Below are 19498 nucleotides of genomic sequence, written 5' to 3'. Positions count from 1 at the left end.
CCGACAAGCCTAACGAGGGCGGCTGACATCAGGAGACGTGCGCTCCGTCTCCGCCAGGAGTCGCTGGACGAGCGGCGAGCCCGTCTGCGGCGGAGGAGGAGCGGACGCCTCGAGCGCGTGCAGATCGGATTCGGCCGCGCGCACTGCACGTCGCGCTGCGAAGGCGCGGAACCAGGGCGCCTCGTCAGCGGCCGAACGGGCCTCCCGCACGCGGATGCGCGCCGCCCGCAGCAGCGTGCGGTGCTCGGCCGCTCGCCGCTCCGCGTCGGACATGTGCAGCAGCGGCACATCACGATCCTTCGCGGCGACCGCGATCCACGAGGATGCCACCAGCATCACGACACCGTTGATCCGGAACCAGAGCAGCAGGCCGACGAAGATCGCGAACGTCGCGAGGAGGGGGTTCGCGGGGGTGTAGCTCAGCAGGAATCCCACCCCGAACTGCAGCACGGTCATCGCGCCCCCGCCCAGCAGCGCGCCGGGCCAGATCACGACCCAGTCGAGCGAGGTCCCCGTCAGAAAGCGCACCATCGCGGCGAGAGCGCTCGAGAGCAGGACGAAGGAGAAGAGGATCGTGCCGATGCGGATGCTGATCTCCCAGCCCGTCGAGCCGGAATCCCAGCCGACGAGGCCGAGGATCCACGTCAGCGCGGCCGCGCTCGCGGAGCTGAGGACGGAGCCCGCGATCAGCGCGATCCCGAAGAGCAGCGCGGCCAGCAGATCCCGTGCCTTCAGCAGGAAGTAGCTGCGCAGATCCGGCGGCAGCCCGAAGATGTCCCTCGTCGCCCGCCGCGAGAAGGTGACCCAGCCGATGGCGGTCCAGATGACGGTGCCGAGGGCGATCAGGCCCGTCACGCTCAGCACGCCGGTGGTGTTCGCCGCGATCTCCTGCACCTGCGCCGGGGTGAACACGCCTCCCTCGTCGAGGATCAGGTTGGGGACGTAGCCGTTCACGAGGGCGATCACGCCGTCGACCGCCTCGGTGCTGCCGCCCAGCCAGAGCCCGGTGACGGCGAATGCCAGATAGATCGCCGCGAAGATCGCGAACAGGGCCTGATAGCTCACGCCCGCGGCGAGGAGGAACCCGTTGTGCTGCAGGAAGTGTCGCCACACTCGCACGGGGAACAGCGCGAGGGTCCGCTGCGTCAGGGCGGTCGCCCGCTCGACGGCGGCGTCGACGCGACCGGAGCCGGTGGCACCGCGATCACGATCAGACACGTCTTCAGCCTATCCGGGCGACGAGAAGGGGCGGGCACCCGACCGGGCGCCCGCCCCTTCTCTGCGTACGAGTCGCGTCAGGGACGCCCGCGCAGCACGGCCTGCTTGACCTCGGCGATGGCCTTGGTGACCTCGATGCCGCGGGGGCACGCCTCGGAGCAGTTGAAGGTGGTGCGGCAGCGCCACACGCCCTCTTTGTCGTTGAGGATGTCGAGGCGCACGGCGGCGTTGTCATCGCGCGAGTCGAAGATGAATCGATGCGCGTTCACGATCGCGGCGGGGCCGAAGTACTGCCCGTCGGTCCAGAACACCGGGCACGAGGACGTGCACGCGGCGCAGAGGATGCACTTGGTCGTGTCGTCGAAGATCTCGCGGTCGGCGATGCTCTGGACGCGCTCCTTGCCCTTCTCCGGCACCGAGTTGGCGACGAGGAACGGCTGGACCTCGCGGTAGGAGGCGAAGAACGGCTCCATGTCGACGACGAGGTCCTTCTCGAGCGGAAGGCCCTTGATGGCCTCGACGTAGATCGGCTTCGAGATGTCGAGGTCCTTGATCAGCGTCTTGCAGGCCAGACGATTGCGACCGTTGATGCGCATCGCATCGGAGCCGCAGATGCCGTGGGCGCAGGAACGGCGGAACGTGAGCGAGCCGTCGACCTCCCACTTGATCTTGTGCAGTGCGTCGAGCACGCGGTCGGTGGAGAAGAGCTCCACGTCGTAGTCGACCCAGTGCGGCTCGGAGTCGACCTCGGGGTCGAACCGGCGGATGTTGAAGGTGACGATGAAGGACTGGATCGCCGCCTCTTCGGTCGTGGCCGCGGGGGCTTCGGCGATGGCGTTCGACATGCTCAGTACTTCCTCTCCATCGGCGGGTAGTTCAACTCGCCCTGCTCGTTCTTCGTGAACACGACGGGCTTCCAGTCGAGCTTGATGTGATCGCCCGGGTCGGACGAGTGCGCATCGCCCGTGAGATAGGCCATGGTGTGCTGCATGTAGTTCTCGTCATCGCGCTGGGGGAAGTCGTCGCGCATGTGGCCGCCACGGCTCTCCTCGCGGTTCTGCGCGGCGTAGACGACGACCTCGGCGATGTCGAGCAGGAAGCCCAGCTCGACGGCCTCGAGCAGGTCGGTGTTGAAGCGCTTGCCCTTGTCGTCGACGTGGATGTTCCGGTAGCGGTCGCGCAGGTCGGCGATGACGCCGAGCACGTGCTGCAGGGACTCGTGCGTGCGGAACACCTGCGCACCCTTGTCCATCTCGTCCTGCAGCGTCTTGCGCAGCACGGCGATGCGCTCGGTGCCCTGGTTGTTGCGCAGCCCCTCGAGCATGTCCGAGACGAAGGCCGCAGGGTTCTCGGGAAGCGGCACGAATTCGGCGGTCTTGACGTACTCGACCGCGTTGCGCCCTGAGCGCTTGCCGAACACGTTGATGTCGAGCAGCGAGTTGGTGCCGAGACGGTTGGCCCCGTGCACCGAGACGCAGGCGCACTCGCCGGCCGCGTACAGACCGGGGACGACGGTGTCGTTGTCGGCGAGGACCTCGCCGTTGTTGTTCGTCGGGATCCCGCCCATCGCGTAGTGAGCGGTCGGCATCACCGGCACGGGCTCGACGACCGGATCGACGCCGAGGTAGGTGCGGGCGAACTCGGTGATGTCGGGGAGCTTGGTCTCGAGGACCTCGGCGCCGAGGTGGGTGCAGTCCAGCAGCACGTAGTCCTTGTGGGGACCGGCGCCACGTCCTTCTGCGACCTCCTGGACCATGCACCGGGCGACGATGTCACGCGGCGCGAGGTCCTTGATGGTCGGGGCGTAGCGCTCCATGAAGCGCTCGCCCGAGGCGTTGCGCAGGATCGCGCCCTCACCACGGGCGCCCTCGGTGAGGAGGATGCCGAGCCCGGCGAGACCGGTCGGGTGGAACTGGAAGAACTCGAGGTCCTCGAGGGGGAGACCCTTGCGCCAGACGATGCCGACGCCGTCGCCGGTGAGGGTGTGCGCGTTCGAGGTGGTCTTGAAGATCTTGCCGAAACCGCCCGTCGCGAAGATCACGGCCTTGGCCTGGAAGACGTGCAGCTCGCCCGTCGACAGGTCGTACGCCACGACGCCCGAGACCTGCGTCTTGCCGTCGGCATCCTTCACCGTCAGCAGGTCGAGGACGTAGAACTCGTTGAAGAAGTTGATGCCCAGCTTGACGCAGTTCTGGAAGAGCGTCTGCAGGATCATGTGACCCGTGCGGTCCGCGGCGTAGCAGGCCCGACGCACCGGGGTCTTGCCGTGCTCGGCGGTGTGGCCGCCGAATCGGCGCTGATCGATCTTGCCCTCGGGCGTGCGGTTGAAGGGGAGACCCATGTTCTCGAGGTCGATGACCGCGTCGATGGCCTCCTTGGCGAGGATCTCCGCAGCATCCTGGTCGACGAGGTAGTCGCCGCCCTTGACCGTGTCGAAGGTGTGCCACTCCCAGCTGTCCTCCTCGACGTTCGCGAGGGCTGCCGCCATGCCGCCCTGTGCCGCGCCGGTGTGCGAACGCGTCGGGTAGAGCTTGGAGATGACGGCGGTGTTCGCGCCGGAGCCCGCCTCGATCGCCGCGCGCATGCCGGCGCCGCCGGCGCCCACGATCACGATGTCGAACTGGTGGTAGTGCACTCCGTCGCGCACGACGGAAGCCTGGGTCTCTGTAGTCACTTCTGGTATGCCTTCTCTTCTACTTGCCCAGCGTCTGGCACTGTTCCCACAGCGTGCTCGTCTCGGTCACGCCGAGGCACGGGTCGAAGGTGAAGACGACCAGCGTGCCGAGGATGATGAGCAGGGCCGCAGCCAGGCCGAGGGCCCAGGTCAGCGCCTTGCGGGCGGTGTTGTTCGTGACATAGTCGTTGACGATCGTCCGCATGCCGTTGGCACCGTGGATCAGTGCAAGCCAGAGCATGAGGACGTCCCACCACTGCCAGAACGGAGTGGCGAACTTGCCCGCGATGAACGCGAAGTCGAGGGCGTGGATGCCCTCGCCGACCATCAGGTTGATGAACAGGTGGCCGAAGATCAGCACGACGAGGACGACGCCGGAGCCGCGCATGAACAGCCAGCCCCACTTCTCGAGGTTGAATCCGCGGCGGGCGCGTGCCGGAGCGGCGACGGTCTGAGCGGTCATCAGTGTCCTCCTCCGAAGCCGGCGAACGCGAGCATGAGGTGGCGCGGCACGAAGCCCGCCATGATGATGCCCCAGACCAGCAGCACGCCCCAGAAGAGCTGGCGCTGGTACTTGGCGCCCTTCGACCAGAAGTCGACCGCGATGATGCGCAGGCCGTTCATCGCGTGGAACACGATGCCCGCGACCAGCACGACCTCGCCGAGGGCCATGATCGGGTTCTTGTATGTGCCGATGACCGCGTTGTAGGCCTCGGGCGACACCCTGATGAGTGCTGTGTCGAGCACATGCACCAACAGGAAGAAGAAGATGGCGACTCCGGTGATGCGGTGAAGCACCCACGACCACATGCCTTCGCGACCTCGGTAGAGGGTGCCGCGCGGCGTCTTGGAAGTGGTTTCCGAAATCGACGGTGTCAAGCGAGCGCTTGTGGACACGGTCGTCCTCCCTGGATCGATGTGACTCGGTCGCGTGCGATGCGTCTTTCCCGCGTGAACGTGCTGGCGTAGGGCACGGCCGATCGGACACCATCCTATTCCCGTGAGAGGGGACTGGGCGACGAAGGGGAACCTAACTCTCTCGATGTCGAGATGTCCGCCTCCGTGTCCGGATGCCGGCCCGCGATACCCTGTCGGGGTGAGCCAACCGATTCCGAACTTCTATGCCGTCATCCCCGCGGGCGGCATCGGCAGCCGTCTGTGGCCGCTGTCGCGCGCGGACGCCCCGAAGTTCCTGCACGACCTCACCGGGTCGGGGCATTCGCTGCTCCGCGACACCTGGGACCGGCTGGAGCCGCTGGCCGGAACCGACCGCATCGCCGTCGTCACCGGCCGTGCGCATCGGGCCGCGGTCGAGGCAGAGCTCCCCGGCATCCAGGACCTGAACGTCTTCCTCGAGTCCGAGCCCAGGGAGTCGGCGGCCGCGATCGGCCTCGCCGCCGCGATCCTCCACCGCCGCGACCCCGACGTCATCATCGGCTCCTTCAGTGCCGATCACGTGATCCGCAGCACGAGGGTCTTCGAGTTCGCCGTGCGAGACGCGGTCGAGGTCGCCCGCGAGGGGTACATCTGCACGATCGGCATCGCTCCGACCGAGCCCGCCATCGGGTTCGGGTACATCAAGAAGGGTCCCGAGCTCGTCGTGGAGGGAGCGCGCGAGGCCGCGCTCGTCGAGAGCTTCGTCGAGAAGCCCGACCTCGAGACGGCGAAGGCGTACTTCGCCGATCGTGACTACCTGTGGAACGCCGGCATGTTCATCGCGAAGGCGAGTGTGCTGCTCGAGGAGCTCGCCGAGAACGAGCCCGCCCTCTACTCCGGGCTGCTCGAGCTCGCCGAGGCGTGGGACGACCGCGAACGCCGGGGCCCCGCCGTCGACCGCATCTGGCCGAGGCTGAAGAAGATCGCCATCGACTACGCCGTCGCCGAGCCCGCCGCCCGTCGCGGCCGCCTCGCCGTCGTGCCCGGCCACTTCGACTGGGACGACGTGGGGGACTTCGCCTCGCTCACCAAGCTCATCAACAACGGCCGCAAGAACGACCTCGCCGTGCTCGGGCCCCGGGCCCGGGTGCTGTCGGACGCGGCCAGCGGGATCCTCGTCAGCCAGACCTCGCGAGTGATCAGCCTGATCGGCGTCAAGGACATCGTGGTGGTCGACACTCCCGATGCTCTGCTGGTCACCACCGTCGAGCACGCCCAGCGCGTGAAGGGCGTCGTCGAGTCGCTCAAGCTCACCGGTCGGGGCGACGTGCTCTGATGAGCACGCGCCGGCGCTCATCGGCTGGCTTGGTTTCAGCTTTGTAACCATTCGAAGGCGGCCCTGGGTCGAGCATGCACAAAAGTCGAAACAGTAGGTAACTTTGAGCGATCCGCGATGGGCGCGGGACCCTTCCAGGAGGCATGAGTTGACCATCTCCACCACCAAGAAGCTGCTGGGCGCAACCGTCGCCGCTGGCGTCATCTTCTCTCTCGCCGGCTGCGGCCAGGCTCCCACCGAATCCGGTGGAGATGCGGGCGGAGACGCAGCATCCGACTTCCTGCCCTGCCTCGTCTCCGACGCCGGCGGGTGGAACGACAAGTCGTTCAACCAGTCCGCCAAGGAGGGCATGGACAAGGCAGCCGATGAGCTCGGCGTCAAGCCGCTCGAGTTCGAGTCGGCCAACGACAACGACTACGCACCCAACCTCGAGACCGCTGTCTCCGAGGGCTGCTCGCTCATCGTCTCGGTCGGCTTCAAGCTGTCCGCCGCGACCGTCGAGTCCGCGCTGGCGAACCCGAAGATCAACTACGCGATCATCGACGACTACGCCGACACCGACTTCGACGGCACCACGGATGCTCCGAACATCAAGCCCCTCGTCTTCGACACCGCTCAGGCCGCCTACCTCGGCGGGTACGCCGCCGCAGGCTGGTCCGCTCAGGCCGGTGTGAACAAGGTCGGCACGTTCGGCGGAATGCAGATCCCGTCGGTCGCCGTGTTCATGGACGGCTTCCAGCTGGGTGTCGAGAAGTACAACGAGGACAAGTCCGGCGCCGTCGAGGTCTTCGGCTGGGACAACGTGTCGCAGAAGGGCTCGTTCACCGGTGGCTTCGACGCCAACGACACGGCCAAGCAGACCGCGCAGGGCGTGCTCGACCAGGGCGTCGACGTCATCCTCCCCGTCGGTGGACCCATCTACCAGAGCGCCGCTGCGGCGATCAAGGACAGCGGCAAGGACACGCTCATGGTCGGCGTCGACAGCGACCTCGCGGTCGCCGACGAGTCGGTGGCCGACGTCACCCTCTTCTCGATCATGAAGGCGATCGACGTCGCCGTGCAGGACGCCACGATCGCCGCCTCCAAGGGCGACTTCGACCCGGCGCCCTACGTGGGCACGCTCGAGAACGAGGGTGTGAAGCTCTCGGGCTTCGGCTCGTTCGAGGGCGACCTGCCCGACGGCCTGCTCGACGAGATCGCAGCGCTGCAGGAGCAGATCATCTCCGGCGACATCACGGTGGAGTCCCCGAACTCCCCGTAAGTCATCGATGTCCAGCACGGGGCGAGTGGTGAAAGCGGCCACTCGCCCCGTGCCGTGGGCGGACGATGATGACTGTTCACGGCGCACCAGGGCGATCCCCGGTGATTGCGCCGCAGACCCTCTGGATCACACTTCTGGATAAGGTGCAGATATGAAGCTCGAACTTCGCGGGATCACCAAGAGATTCGGCACCCTCGTGGCCAACGACCACATCGACCTGGTCGTGGAGCCCGGGCAGATCCACGCGCTGCTCGGCGAGAACGGCGCGGGCAAGTCCACGCTGATGAACGTGCTCTACGGCCTGTACCAGGCCGATGAGGGCGACATCCTCCTCGACGACGTGGTGCAGCGTTTCCGCGGCCCCGGCGATGCGATGAACGCCGGCATCGGCATGGTGCACCAGCACTTCATGCTCGTGCCCGTCTTCACCGTCGCCGAGAACGTGATGCTGGGCCACGAGCAGACCAAGGGCGTCGGCACCCTCGACATCGCCAAGGCCCGTGAGCACGTGCGCGCGGTCGCCGCTCGCTTCGGCTTCGACATCGACCCCGACGCCGTCGTCGGCGATCTCCCCGTCGGCGTGCAGCAGCGGGTCGAGATCATCAAGGCGCTGTCGCGCGACGCCAAGGTGCTCGTGTTCGATGAGCCCACCGCCGTGCTCACCCCTCAGGAGACCGACGAGCTGATGGCCATCATGCGCCAGCTCCGCGACGAGGGAACCGCGATCGTCTTCATCACCCACAAGCTCCGAGAGGTCCGCGAGGTGGCGGACACCATCACCATCGTGCGCCTCGGGCGCATCGTGGGCGAAGCATCGCCCACGGCCACCAACGGCGAACTGGCATCGCTCATGGTCGGCCGCGCGGTTGAGCTCACCGTGAAGAAGGATGCTCCGCGTCTCGGCGAGGGCGGTCTGGCGGTCTCGGGCCTGCGCGTGCTCACCGCCGCGGGGGCCATCGTCGTCGACGGCGTCGACTTCACGGTGCGTCCCGGCGAAGTGCTCGCCGTCGCCGGTGTGCAGGGCAACGGGCAGACCGAGCTCGTCGAGGCCATCGTCGGCCTCGCACCGCGTGTCGAAGGTTCGATCACTCTCGACGGCACCGAACTCGTCGGCAGGAGCGTGCGGGCCATCCTCGACGCCGGTGTCGGCTTCGTCCCCGAGGACCGCACGGAGGACGGCCTGGTCGCCGGCTTCACCGTCGCCGAGAACCTGATCCTCGATCGCTCCGCCGACCCCGAGTTCAGCCGCGGCGGCACTCTGCGTCGTGCGGCGCTCGACGAATTCGCCCATGAGCGCATCAAGGAGTACGACATCCGCGCGCAGGGTCCGCACACCCCGGCGGGCACCCTCTCGGGCGGAAACCAGCAGAAGGTCGTGATCGCGCGCGAGATGAGCCGCGAGCTGCGTCTTCTCGTCGCCGCTCAGCCGACGCGAGGCGTCGACGTGGGATCGATCGAGTTCATCCACAAGCGCATCATCGAGACGCGCGACGCGGGGATCCCCGTGGTCGTGGTCTCGACAGAGCTCGACGAGGTCGCGGCTCTCGCCGACCGCATCGCGGTCATGTACCGGGGCACCATCGTCGGGATCGTCCCCGGCGACACGCCCCGGGAGACTCTGGGACTGATGATGGCGGGCGCCGCCGAAGGAGAGGTGGCCGCATGAGCGGTACGACGCCGCAGGCCGGCTCGAACGAGGGGTCGGGCGATCAGCTCTCGCTGAACACGACGACCACTCTGCGCGACTCCGCAGACGTGCCGCCGCCCCCTCGGGGCAACGTCATACTGAAGGAGATGCTGCGGGGGAGCGCCGTCACCACGATCCTCGCGATCTTCCTCGCGCTCGTCGTCGGCGGCATCCTGATCGCCCTCACGAACGAGGACGTCCTCACCGCATCCGGCTACTTCTTCCAGCGTCCGAGCGACACGATCGCCGCCGTGTGGAACGCCGTCTACAACGGGTACGAGGCTCTGTTCCGAGGCGCGATCTTCAACGCGCGCGGCGCGGATTTCGCCACTCAGATCCGTCCGCTGACGAACACGCTCGGCTTCGCCGCCCCGCTCATCGCGGCCGGTCTCGGCGTGGCCCTCGCGTTCCGCGTCGGTCTGTTCAACATCGGCGCCCGCGGTCAGATGCTCATCGGCGTCGCGGTCGCCGGACTCCTGACCTTCCAGCTCGATCTGCCGTTCTGGCTGCACATCCCGGTGACGCTGATCGCCGGCATCGCCGGCGGTGCACTGTGGGGAGCCATCGCCGGACTGATCAAGGCCCGCACCGGGGCGCACGAGGTCATCCTCACGATCATGCTGAACTACGTGGCCTATTACCTGCTGCTGTGGATGATCCGCACCCCCGGCCTGCTCCAGAAGCCCGGCACCAACCAGGCGCTCGGCTATGCCACGCCGGAGAGCGCGCAGTTCCCCGAGCTGCTCGGCCCGCAGTTCCCCCTGCTCGACTTCGGCTTCGTCCTCGTCATCGTGGCGACGCTGTTCGTCTGGTGGCTGATCGAGCGCTCGTCCCTCGGCATGCGGATGCGCGCCGTCGGCGAGAACCCGCACGCCGCCCGCGCCGCCGGAATCAGCGTGCAGCGCGTCTACGTCTACGCCATGCTGCTCGCCGGCGCGCTCGCCGGGCTCGCAGGCATGAACCAGATCCAGGGTGCGGTCACGACCGGCCTCACCGAGACCATCGACGCAGGCATCGGCTTCGACGCCATCACCGTCGCACTGCTCGGGCGCAGCCGCGCCTGGGGCACATTCGCCGCCGGCATCCTGTTCGGCGCGCTCAAGGCAGGGTCGTTCTCCATGCAGGCGCAGGACATCCCCGTCGACATCGTGCTGGTCGTCCAGTCGCTCGTCGTGCTGTTCATCGCCGCGCCGCCGCTGCTGCGCGCGGTGTTCTTCCTGCCGAAGACCGACGCGGAGAAGGCGGCCAAGTCGAGAGCCAAAGCCGCGAAGAAGGCGGTGACCGCATGACCTCCCTCGCTCAGACCGAAGCCGCCGACGGAACCGTGCAGCTCGCTACCGTGCGCGCGCGGCACCTGAAGGCGCCGATCGTCCTCGCCGGAGCCACCGTGCTGCTGGCGCTCCTGTTCCTGCTCGTGCCGCGCAGCGGCACCAGCACCTTCCGGCTCAACGACCCCGCCTCGCCCTTCGCGCTGCCCGACGTGGCGCTGCCGACCGGGCCGACGAGCTGGGTCATCATCGCGATCCTCGTGGTGCTGTCGGCGCTGGCGTTCCTGCGGGCGTGGTCGTACCGCAAGCCGTCGATCTGGCTGGTCATCGCCTTCAGCGTGCTCGCCGTGTTCGGGTTCCTCGTGTGGGCCGGCGCCGGCGGACTCGTGCCCGTGAGCAGCCTGCTCTTCGGCGCCGTCTCGCTCTCCGTGCCGCTCGTGTTCGGTGCGCTCGGCGGAGTGATCGGCGAGCGCGCCGGTGTCGTGAACGTCGCGATCGAGGGGCAGCTGCTGCTCGGAGCGTTCTCGGCGGCCCTGCTCTCGAGCATCACCGGCAGCGCGTTCATCGGTCTGCTGGGCGCGATGGTCGGCGGCGTGCTGGTCGCCGCCGTGCTCGCGGCCTTCGCCATCAAGTACCTCGTCGAGCAGGTCATCGTCGGCGTCGTGCTCAACGTGCTGGTCAGCGGTCTCACCGGATTCCTCTACGGAGCGCTGCTCGCTCCGAACGAGGCGACGCTCAACACCCCTGTGCGGTTCAGCCGTATCGAGATCCCGCTTCTCAGCGACATCCCGATCATCGGCCCGGTGCTGTTCAACCAGACCTTCATCGTCTATCTCATGTTCATCACCGTCGCCGTCGTGGCCTGGGGGCTGTACCGCACCAAGTGGGGTCTGCGGCTCCGCGCCGTGGGCGAGCACCCGCAGGCCGCCGACACCGTCGGCATCAAGGTCAACGCGACGCGCTTCTGGAACGTGCTCCTGGCCGGCGCCATCGCCGGCATCGGCGGTGCGTACTTCACGCTCGTCTCGGTGCCGCAGTTCGGGAAGGACATGACCGCGGGCCTCGGCTTCATCGCTCTCGCCGCCGTGATCTTCGGCCGCTGGGACCCGATCCGCGCCACGCTCGCCGCGCTGCTCTTCGGCTTCGCGACCAACCTGCAGAACCTGCTGTCGATCCTGAAGACCCCGATCCCCGGCGAGTTCATGCTCATGCTGCCGTATGTGGTGACGCTGCTCGCGGTGGCAGGCTTCGCAGGTCAGATCCGTGGGCCCGCCGCCAGCGGCAAGCCGTACATCAAGTCGTAGGAGAGACATGACAGACATCGACTGGGACGAACTCCGTCAGGTCGCGACCGAGGCGATGACGAAGGCGTACGCGCCGTACTCGCGCTACCGGGTGGGCGCCGCCGCTCTCGTCGGCGACGGGCGCATCGTCGCCGGCTGCAACGTCGAGAACGCCTCGTATGGGGTCACGCTGTGCGCGGAGTGCGCGCTCGTCGGCGACCTGCACATGTCGGGCGGCGGGCAGCTGGTCGCCTTCGTGTGCGTCAACAACGACGGACAGACGATCATGCCGTGCGGACGCTGCCGGCAGCTGCTCTACGAACACGCGATGCCCGGGATGCTGCTGGAGACCGTCTCCGGCATCCGGACCATCGATGAAGTACTGCCGGACGCGTTCGGCCCCCGAGCCCTTCGTCAGGCTCAGGAACCAGAAGGAGAGTGGCGATGAGCGTTGAGCCTTTCGACGCGGTAGATGTCATTCGCGCCAAGCGCGACGGAGGTGCGGTGCCCGAGAAGGCGCTGCGCTGGATGGTCGACGCGTACACGCGCGGCTACGTGTCGGATGCGCAGATGGCGTCGTTCGCGATGGCGATCTTCCAGCGCGGCATGGAGCGCGACGAGATCCGGGTGCTCACCGATGCGATGATCGCGTCGGGGGAGCGGATGAGCTTCGCCACCCTAGGCAAGAAGACGGTCGACAAGCACTCCACGGGAGGCGTGGGCGACAAGATCACCCTTCCGCTCGCACCGCTCGTCGCCGTGTTCGGCGTCGCGGTGCCGCAGCTCTCCGGTCGGGGTCTCGGGCACACCGGCGGCACGCTCGACAAGCTCGAGTCGATCCCCGGCTGGCGCGCGGCGCTCAGCAATGAGGAGATGTTCGCGCAGATGCAGGGCGACGTGGGCGCGGTGATCTGCGCCGCAGGCTCGGGCCTCGCTCCCGCCGACAAGAAGCTCTACGCGCTGCGTGATGTGACCGGCACGGTCGAGGCGATCCCGCTGATCGCCTCGAGCATCATGTCGAAGAAGATCGCCGAGGGCACCGACGCGCTCGTGCTCGACGTGAAGTTCGGCTCCGGAGCGTTCATGCAGGACATCGACAGGGCGCGCGAGCTCGCTCGCACGATGGTCGCTCTCGGCACCGACTCCGGCGTCGCCACCACCGCACTGCTGACGGACATGAACGTGCCCCTCGGCTTCGCCATCGGCAACGCCAACGAGGTGCGCGAGTCGGTCGAGATCCTCGCCGGCGGCGGACCCGCCGACGTCCGGGAGCTGACGATCGCCCTGGCTCGCGAGATGCTCGCGCTCGCCGGACAGCCGGATGCCGATGTCGAGGCGGCTCTCGACGACGGACGTGCGATGGACGGCTGGAAGGCCATGATCCGCGCCCAGGACGGCGACCCCGATGCGGCACTGCCGACGGCGCGGGAGACCCACGTGGTCACCGCGCCGGCAGACGGCGTCGTCTCGCAGATGGATGCGCTGCCGTTCGGCGTCGCGGCCTGGCGGCTCGGCGCAGGACGCGCGCGGGCGGAGGATCCGGTCGTCTTCGAAGCCGGCATCGATCTGCATGCGAAGCCGGGCGACCGGGTGGTGGCCGGTCAGCCGCTGTTCACCCTCTCCGCTGCAGATGAGGCGCGATTCCCGAGAGCGCTCGAGGCGCTGGAGGGCGCGTGGGCCGTCGGCGACGAGGCTCCGACCGCGGGTCCCATCGTGCGCGAGCGCATCACGGCGTGAGCGGCGACCGCTAGCCTGAACTGAGCTCAATCCGCGACCGAGAGGAATCCGATGTCGATCGACGCGAACGGTGATGTCACCATCCAGGGGGCCTCCCTGCGCAGTCTGCCCAAGGTGTCGTTGCACGATCACCTGGACGGCGCCGTGCGCCCGTCGACCATCATCGAGCTCGCGGATGCGATCGGACTCGCACTTCCCGAGACGAACCCGAAGTCGCTCGGGCAGTGGTTCGCCACGAAGAGCGACTCCGGCTCGCTCGTCGAGTACCTGAAAACGTTCGACGTCACCACCGCCGTCATGCAGACGACGGAGGGCCTGACCCGCGTGGCGCGCGAGTTCGTGCAGGATCTGGCGGATGACGGCGTGATCTACGGCGAGGTGCGCTGGGCTCCCGAGCAGCACCTCACGCGCGGACTCTCGCTCGAGCAGGCCGTGGAGGCCGTGCAGCAGGGCATCGAAGAGGGCGAGGACGCCGCGGATCGCGCCGGTCGCAGCATCCGCGTCGGCCAGCTGCTCAGCGCCATGCGGCACACCGATCGCTCGCGGGAGATCGCGGAGCTCGCGGTCGACTTCCGGGGTCGCGGTGTGGTCGGGTTCGACATCGCCGGTCCCGAAGACGGGTTCCCCGCCTCGGACCACCGCGCTGCATTCGACCTCCTCGCCGAGAACTTCTTCCCGGTGACCGTGCACGCCGGCGAGGCGGCAGGGCCCGATTCCATCCGCTCCGCGCTGATCGACGGACGCGCACTGCGTCTGGGGCACGGTGTGCGGATCGCGGAGGATCTGCAGGTGATCACCCAGGAGGGCGACGAGGTGCAGGTGCAGTTCGGAGACCTCGCCCGCTGGGTGCGGGACCGCGAGATCCCGCTCGAGCTCTCGCCGTCGTCGAACCTGCAGACCGGGGCGATCACGGCATGGGGCAACACCCTCGCCGACCACCCGTTCGACCTGCTCTACCAGCTCGGATTCGCCGTCACGGTCAACGTCGACAACCGCACGATGAGCGCGACGTCGCTCACGCGGGAGCTCGCGAACCTCGTGGCGACGTTCGAGTACGACCTCGACGATCTCGAGACCTTCCAGTTCAACGCGGCGGCCGGTGCCTTCCTGCCGGTCGAGGAGCGCGAGGAGCTCGTCGAGATGATCGCCGAGGGATTCGACGTCTGAGTCATGGTTTCCGGGGGGAAACGACGCCGTGCAGGCCTCGTCGTCATCATCAGTGCCGTCGTCGTGCTCGCCGGGGGAGCGGCGCTGGCGTATGCCTGGGTCACGCGCACGCCGGCGGAGGTCATCCCGCGCGCGAGCTCCGCGACCCTCGAACGCTCGCTGACGCCCGCACAGCAGCTCCTCGCGGATGCGGATGACCCGCTCGCGTGCGCGGTGAGCTTCGTGGGTGACGGCGCACCGCAGGACCCGATGCTCCAGCATCAGGACGCCCTGTACGTCGGTCTTCCGATCCCCGCCCAGGACGGTCGCGTGTTCGCGGGCTGGTATGCGACCGAGGCCGATGCCGCGGCGATGACGGTCGCCGCCCGCGTGAACGGCGCCGACCCGGTCGTCTGCGTCGACCAGCAGGCAGCCCTGTTCGCCGCGTGGACGACACCGGAGGCCAACGCGGCCGCCGACGTGCAGGTGTCGATCCTGATGTACCACCAGTTCACGACCGACCCCGACGGCGAATCCGGATGGCTGCGGGGCAACTACGCGTACATCGGCGACTTCGACGCGCAGATGAACCACATCGCGAGCACCGGCTTCTACCTCCCGACGTGGGATGAGCTCAGCGCGTTCATCGACGGTCGTCTCTCACTGCCCGCGCGTTCCGTGATCATCACGGATGACGACGCGGACCAGACCTGGTTCGACCTGGCGGTGCCGGTGATCGATCGGTACGGGCTGCTCTCGACCTCGTTCATGATCACCGCGGATCGTCAGGATCCCGCGCCCTCGAAGTACGTCCTCCGGCGATCGCACACGCATGACATGCACAAGGCGGGCGACAACGGCAAGGGACGGATGGTGAACTGGACGGCCGAGCAGATCGCCGCAGACCTCAACGCCTCCGCCGACGTGCTCGGGGTGCGGGAGGTCATCGCCTACCCGTACGGTCACTACAACGACACGGCGAAGCAGGGCGTCACGATGGCCGGCTACGAGATGGCGCGCACGATCGAGCCGGGATACGTCGAGATCGGCACGGACAAGCTGGCCCTCCCCGTCGTGCGCATCGACTACGGCATGGGCCTCGACGCGCTGATCAAGCGGATCGGCTGACCGCCGATCACTGACCGCCGACCACTGACCGCCGCGCACTTCGGAGCCTGTGCGCTGCCGGTCAGCGCGGGGCGAGCTCCGCCATGAAGGGGCCGAGGATCTCGGCGACCAGCGCATGCATCTCGTCGCTCGTGATCGTCGGCTCTCCATCGCCGGACTGTGGGCCGTAGTCACCGAACGATGCGTGTGACGCTCCGTCGATCGCGACCATCCTGGCGTCGTCCGGCAGCAGGTCGCGGGCCGCATCGACCTTCTCGGGCGTGGAGAGACCGTCTTCGGTGCCCGAGAGGCTCAGCACCGCGAGACCGGAGTCGGAGACGTCGTTCGCGCAGTAGGAGCCGAACAGCACGAGTGCCTCGGCGTCGGCAGCGAGCTGGCAGGCGCGGACGCCGCCCAGCGAATGCCCGCCGACGGCCCAGTCGTCGATGCCGGGGGCGGCGGAGGTGAACGCGTCGAGCCCGCGGAGGTCGAAGAACGCGAGGTTGAGCCACGGGCGCGTGATCACGACCGTGACGCCCTCTTCGGCGAGGCTCTGCAGGATCGGGGCGTACGCCCACGGATCCACCTTCGCTCCGGGCACGAAGACCAGGCCGCGGTCGGAGGTGCCGTCGGCGGGAGTGAGGACGATTCCCTGCTCGGCGTCCTCCACCTGGATCGCGGGGTTCTCCTTCACGCTCGCCAGCGGTGCCCGCTCCGCCGGCATCACCCCGATCTGACTCCAGGCGACGGTGCCGCCGATCCCGAGGACGAGGACGGCGACGAGTCCCCAGACGATCACCTTCAGGACGCGACGGCCACGCTTCTTCTGCACGTCTCCAGACTACGGCTCGATCGCGAGCCGCTCCCGGCGCACGGCGGAGCGGTAGGCGTCCTTGTTGACGTAGTACGCCATGCGGTCCAGCCCGAGGTAGCGATAGCCGCCGGTGACGTCCGGCCACGGTGCGGTCCTCACTCGGGAGCGGAACCGCTCAGCGGCATCGGGATCGCGCTCGGCAGCATGGAGGTAGGCGGCGAGGAGGTCGGCCTGCTCGTAGCGCCCCTGCCAGCCGATGCCGGATGCCTCGATCATGCCCATCACATACAGCCCGTTGAACGAGGACGGGAAGATGTTCAGGAACAGACGCGGGGCTGCGCCCTGCCACGACAGGTGTGCACGGTCGACGAACGGGTAGTCCAGCCGGTAGCCGGTCGCGAGCAGCACGAGGTCGTAGTCGTCGGCGGACCCGTCACGGAACCGCACGGTCGCCCCGTCGAAGCGGTCGACGTCGGGACGGATGCGCAGATCGCCCTGTCCGAGATGATTGAGGATCATCGTGTTGACGATCGGATGGGACTCGTAGATCCGATAGTCCGGCCGGGGGAAGCCGAAGCGCACGGGGTCGCCGGTGAACGCGCGGAGCACCCGGCTGTCGACCGACTGCTTGATGCGCGCCGGCAGCGGCCGGCCCTGGTTGAGGGTGTCGCTGGGGCGTCCGAACAGGTAGCGCGGCACGAAGTAATAGCCGCGGCGCACGCTCATGTCCACGGACACCGCTCGGTGCACCGCGTCGACGGCGATGTCGCACCCGGAATTGCCCGCGCCGATCAGCAGCACGCGTCGTCCCTCGAGCTGGTCGGCGGATCGATAGTCGCTGGTGTGCATCAGCTCACCGGTGAACGCGCCGGCGAAGGCGGGGATGCTCGGGGTCGCGAGGGTGCCGTTCGCGAGCACGACGCCCGCGTACCGCTGCGTCTGTGTGCCCTCTGCGTGCACACTCGTGAGGTCCCACCCGCCGTCGCGCGGCTCGAGGCGGGTGACGGTCGTGTCGAAGCGGAACAGATCGACGAGGTCGAAGCGGTCTGCGTACTCCTCGAAGTACTCCTTCAGCACGCGGTGACCCGGATAGTCCGCCGAGGACCGCATGGGGAACTCGGAGAACTCCGTCGTCGTCCTCGACGAGATGAGATGAGCCGACTCGTACATCGTGCTGCGGGGGTTGTCGATGTCCCAGAGCCCGCCGACGCCGTGCGAGGCCTCGTAGCCGTCGACGGCGACGCCCCGACGCGTCAGCGCCCGCGCGGCGGCGAGTCCCGACGGGCCCGCGCCGATGATGGCGTACCTGCTCATGCTGCTCCTCACACGGCATCCTGCACACACGGCATCCTGCTCACACGACACGCCGCTCACACGACACGCCGCTCACACGACACCGTGCTCGCGCGACTGCGCCCCTGCCGATCGTAACGGCAGGGGGCGCAGGGGCGACAGGGCGCAGGACTCAGGCGCGCAGCGCCGTCTGCCGCGACACGACCGCATCGTGGATCGCCGGGAAGAGCGGATGCTCGGGCGCGAGCCCCGTGGTGCGGGTGGTGAACGCCGCGGCGTCCTCCGTGCGCAGAAGGTGCTGCAGCTCCACAGCCTGCTCGTCGTCGGCCTCGTCGAACTCGAGGGCGGCGGTGACGGCGCCGACGAGAGCCGTCGTCGACAGCCCTCGCTCCGCGGCCATGGCGGCGGGGCCGATGAACCTCTCGTTGCGCGAGATCTTGCGCAACGGCTGACGTCCCACGCGCTGCACGGTGTCGACGAGTGCAGGGTTGCGGAAGCGCTGGAGGATCGTCGCGCGGTAGTCGGCGAGGTCGGCGGGATCGAGACCGTGCTGCGCGACGAGCACCGCCGACGTCTCCTCCAGGGCGGCGGAGACCCGAGCCGCGATCTCGGGGTCGTCGAGCGCATCCGAGATGCGCTCGATGCCGGCACGGGCGCCGAAGTACGCCGTGGCGGCGTGCCCGGTGTTCACCGTGAACAGCTTGCGCTCGATGTAGGGCGCCAGGTCGTCGACGAAGTGCGCGCCGGGGATCGTCGGCAGAGCTCCGCCGAAGGCTCCGGTCTCGATGGCCCACTCGAAGTACGGTTCGACGGTCACGTCGACGCCGCCGTCCGCGGGCTGCCCCGGCACGATGCGGTCCACCGCCGTATTGGCGAACACGGCACGCGAGAGAAGGTCTCCGGCATCCGCGCCCGCCGCCTTCTCGACCTCCGTGCGCAGCGTGTCGGTCGCGCCGATCGCGTTCTCGCACGCCATGACCTGCAGCGGGGCGGCGTCGGGGGAGCGGCGGCGCAGTCCCTCGACGATCGTCGGCGCCACGAACCGCAGCACGGTCGGACCCACGGCCGTCGTGACCACGTCGGCGGAGGCGACCTCGTCGGCCACGGCATCCGGATCGGTCCTGCTGTTCACGGCGCGGAAGCCGGTGACCACGTGGTCGACGCCTCCCGGGCCGGCCTCATGCACCGTGTACGAATCGACCGCGTCGATCGCGTCGACCAGGGCGTCGGCGACGTCGGAGAAGACGACCTCGTAGCCGCCCTCGTGCAGCAGCAGCCCGACGAAGCCGCGCCCGATGTTGCCGGCTCCGAAGTGCACAGCCTTCTTCACTCGTTCACCGCCGAGAGCAGGGCGTAGAGCTCCTCCGGGGTCTGTGCGGCGTTGAGCTTCGCGACGTCATCCTCGTCGGAGAAGAGGATCGCGATCTGCGAGAGGATCTCGAGGTGCTCGTCGCCGCGTCCCGCGATGCCCACGACGAACGTGGCGGGCTCGCCGTCCCAGTCCACCCCGCCGTCGTAGCGGACCACCGAGAGCGCGGAGCCGAGGATGGCATCCTTCGTGTCGTTCGTGCCGTGCGGGATCGCCAGGCCGTTGCCCATGAAGGTCGAGACCGTCTGCTCGCGCTGGCGCATGGCGTCGACGTACGCGGGGGTGACGGCGCCGGCGGCCACCAGGATGTCGGTGGCCTCCTGCAGGGCGGCGTCCTGCGTGCTGGAGCCCGCGTGGATGCGGACCTGGTCGAGGGTGAGAACGCTCATGGTGATTCCTTCTTCCTGAATGTGGAGGAGGGGCGGATGC

Annotated in this window: 18 protein-coding genes; 9 read left to right on the top strand and 9 right to left on the bottom strand. The window is 68.3% G+C overall.

The features are described from left to right. Positions 1 to 9 precede the first annotated feature (9 nt). The 5 genes from DXT68_RS11510 to sdhC form a co-directional block, all read right to left on the bottom strand. On the bottom strand, positions 10 to 1218 hold the full coding sequence (locus DXT68_RS11510) for a YihY/virulence factor BrkB family protein (RefSeq protein ID WP_045253531.1): 1209 nt from the start codon (positions 1216 to 1218) through the stop codon (positions 10 to 12). Between the two features lie 77 nt (positions 1219 to 1295). Beyond that, entirely contained in the window at positions 1296 to 2063 is a 768-nt protein-coding gene (locus DXT68_RS11505) for a succinate dehydrogenase iron-sulfur subunit (RefSeq protein ID WP_045253530.1), read from the bottom strand. A gap of 2 nt (positions 2064 to 2065) precedes the next feature. Continuing rightward, positions 2066 to 3892 (bottom strand): succinate dehydrogenase flavoprotein subunit, encoded by a 1827-nt coding sequence (gene sdhA / locus DXT68_RS11500; protein ID WP_045253529.1) that lies wholly within the window; start codon positions 3890 to 3892, stop codon positions 2066 to 2068. A gap of 19 nt (positions 3893 to 3911) precedes the next feature. Further along, a complete protein-coding gene (locus DXT68_RS11495) occupies positions 3912 to 4355 on the bottom strand; it encodes a succinate dehydrogenase hydrophobic membrane anchor subunit (protein ID WP_045253528.1) in 444 nt (147 codons plus the stop codon). Continuing rightward, positions 4355 to 4789, bottom strand: a complete 435-nt coding sequence (gene sdhC / locus DXT68_RS11490; RefSeq protein WP_072591539.1) for a succinate dehydrogenase, cytochrome b556 subunit — start codon at positions 4787 to 4789, stop codon at positions 4355 to 4357. Before sdhC ends, DXT68_RS11495 begins: the two co-directional genes overlap by 1 nt. Before the next feature lie 199 nt (positions 4790 to 4988). Here sdhC and DXT68_RS11485 point away from each other — a divergent pair, with 199 nt between their 5' ends. The 9 genes from DXT68_RS11485 to DXT68_RS11445 all read left to right on the top strand — a co-directional run bounded on the left by DXT68_RS11485 (position 4989) and on the right by DXT68_RS11445 (position 15614). Beyond that, positions 4989 to 6104, top strand: coding sequence for a mannose-1-phosphate guanylyltransferase (locus DXT68_RS11485; protein WP_045253527.1), 1116 nt, complete (start codon positions 4989 to 4991; stop codon positions 6102 to 6104). Positions 6105 to 6252: 148 nt separating this feature from the next. Next, the gene (locus tag DXT68_RS11480) at positions 6253 to 7365 is read left to right on the top strand and encodes a BMP family lipoprotein (RefSeq protein WP_045253526.1); all 1113 of its coding nucleotides are present in this window, start codon (positions 6253 to 6255) and stop codon (positions 7363 to 7365) included. 151 nt (positions 7366 to 7516) lie between these two features. Then, on the top strand, positions 7517 to 9031 hold the full coding sequence (locus DXT68_RS11475) for an ABC transporter ATP-binding protein (RefSeq protein ID WP_045253525.1): 1515 nt from the start codon (positions 7517 to 7519) through the stop codon (positions 9029 to 9031). After that, a complete protein-coding gene (locus DXT68_RS11470) occupies positions 9028 to 10341 on the top strand; it encodes an ABC transporter permease (RefSeq protein WP_045253524.1) in 1314 nt (437 codons plus the stop codon). Before DXT68_RS11475 ends, DXT68_RS11470 begins: the two co-directional genes overlap by 4 nt. Next, positions 10338 to 11624: an ABC transporter permease gene (locus tag DXT68_RS11465; RefSeq protein WP_045253523.1), complete on the top strand. Its 1287-nt coding sequence runs from the start codon at positions 10338 to 10340 to the stop codon at positions 11622 to 11624. Before DXT68_RS11470 ends, DXT68_RS11465 begins: the two co-directional genes overlap by 4 nt. A 7-nt stretch (positions 11625 to 11631) precedes the next feature. Next, on the top strand, positions 11632 to 12051 hold the full coding sequence (locus tag DXT68_RS11460) for a cytidine deaminase (protein ID WP_045253522.1): 420 nt from the start codon (positions 11632 to 11634) through the stop codon (positions 12049 to 12051). Next, positions 12048 to 13340, top strand: a complete 1293-nt coding sequence (locus DXT68_RS11455; RefSeq protein ID WP_045253521.1) for a thymidine phosphorylase — start codon at positions 12048 to 12050, stop codon at positions 13338 to 13340. The genes DXT68_RS11460 and DXT68_RS11455 overlap by 4 nt, the downstream gene beginning before the upstream one ends. Positions 13341 to 13391: 51 nt before the next feature. Next, the gene (locus DXT68_RS11450) at positions 13392 to 14507 is read left to right on the top strand and encodes an adenosine deaminase (RefSeq protein WP_045253520.1); all 1116 of its coding nucleotides are present in this window, start codon (positions 13392 to 13394) and stop codon (positions 14505 to 14507) included. A 3-nt stretch (positions 14508 to 14510) separates the two neighbouring features. After that, the gene (locus DXT68_RS11445; protein WP_045253519.1) at positions 14511 to 15614 is read left to right on the top strand and encodes a polysaccharide deacetylase family protein; all 1104 of its coding nucleotides are present in this window, start codon (positions 14511 to 14513) and stop codon (positions 15612 to 15614) included. A 61-nt stretch (positions 15615 to 15675) separates the two neighbouring features. On the opposite strand, the gene DXT68_RS11440 is transcribed toward DXT68_RS11445, so the two are convergent. From DXT68_RS11440 to DXT68_RS11425, 4 genes are all read right to left on the bottom strand, one after another. Beyond that, positions 15676 to 16425: an alpha/beta hydrolase gene (locus DXT68_RS11440; RefSeq protein ID WP_045253518.1), complete on the bottom strand. Its 750-nt coding sequence runs from the start codon at positions 16423 to 16425 to the stop codon at positions 15676 to 15678. 9 nt (positions 16426 to 16434) lie between these two features. Further along, on the bottom strand, positions 16435 to 17721 hold the full coding sequence (locus tag DXT68_RS11435) for a flavin-containing monooxygenase (RefSeq protein ID WP_045253517.1): 1287 nt from the start codon (positions 17719 to 17721) through the stop codon (positions 16435 to 16437). A 151-nt stretch (positions 17722 to 17872) separates the two neighbouring features. Then, positions 17873 to 19030: a mannitol-1-phosphate 5-dehydrogenase gene (locus tag DXT68_RS11430; RefSeq protein WP_045253516.1), complete on the bottom strand. Its 1158-nt coding sequence runs from the start codon at positions 19028 to 19030 to the stop codon at positions 17873 to 17875. Continuing rightward, positions 19027 to 19458, bottom strand: coding sequence for a PTS mannitol transporter subunit IIA (locus DXT68_RS11425; protein ID WP_045253515.1), 432 nt, complete (start codon positions 19456 to 19458; stop codon positions 19027 to 19029). Before DXT68_RS11425 ends, DXT68_RS11430 begins: the two co-directional genes overlap by 4 nt. Positions 19459 to 19498: the final 40 nt, after the last annotated feature.

Origin of the sequence: Microbacterium foliorum (genome assembly GCF_003367705.1) — a bacterium.
GTDB lineage: Bacteria > Actinomycetota > Actinomycetes > Actinomycetales > Microbacteriaceae > Microbacterium > Microbacterium foliorum.
This window is presented reverse-complemented; position numbering and strand designations above follow the sequence as displayed.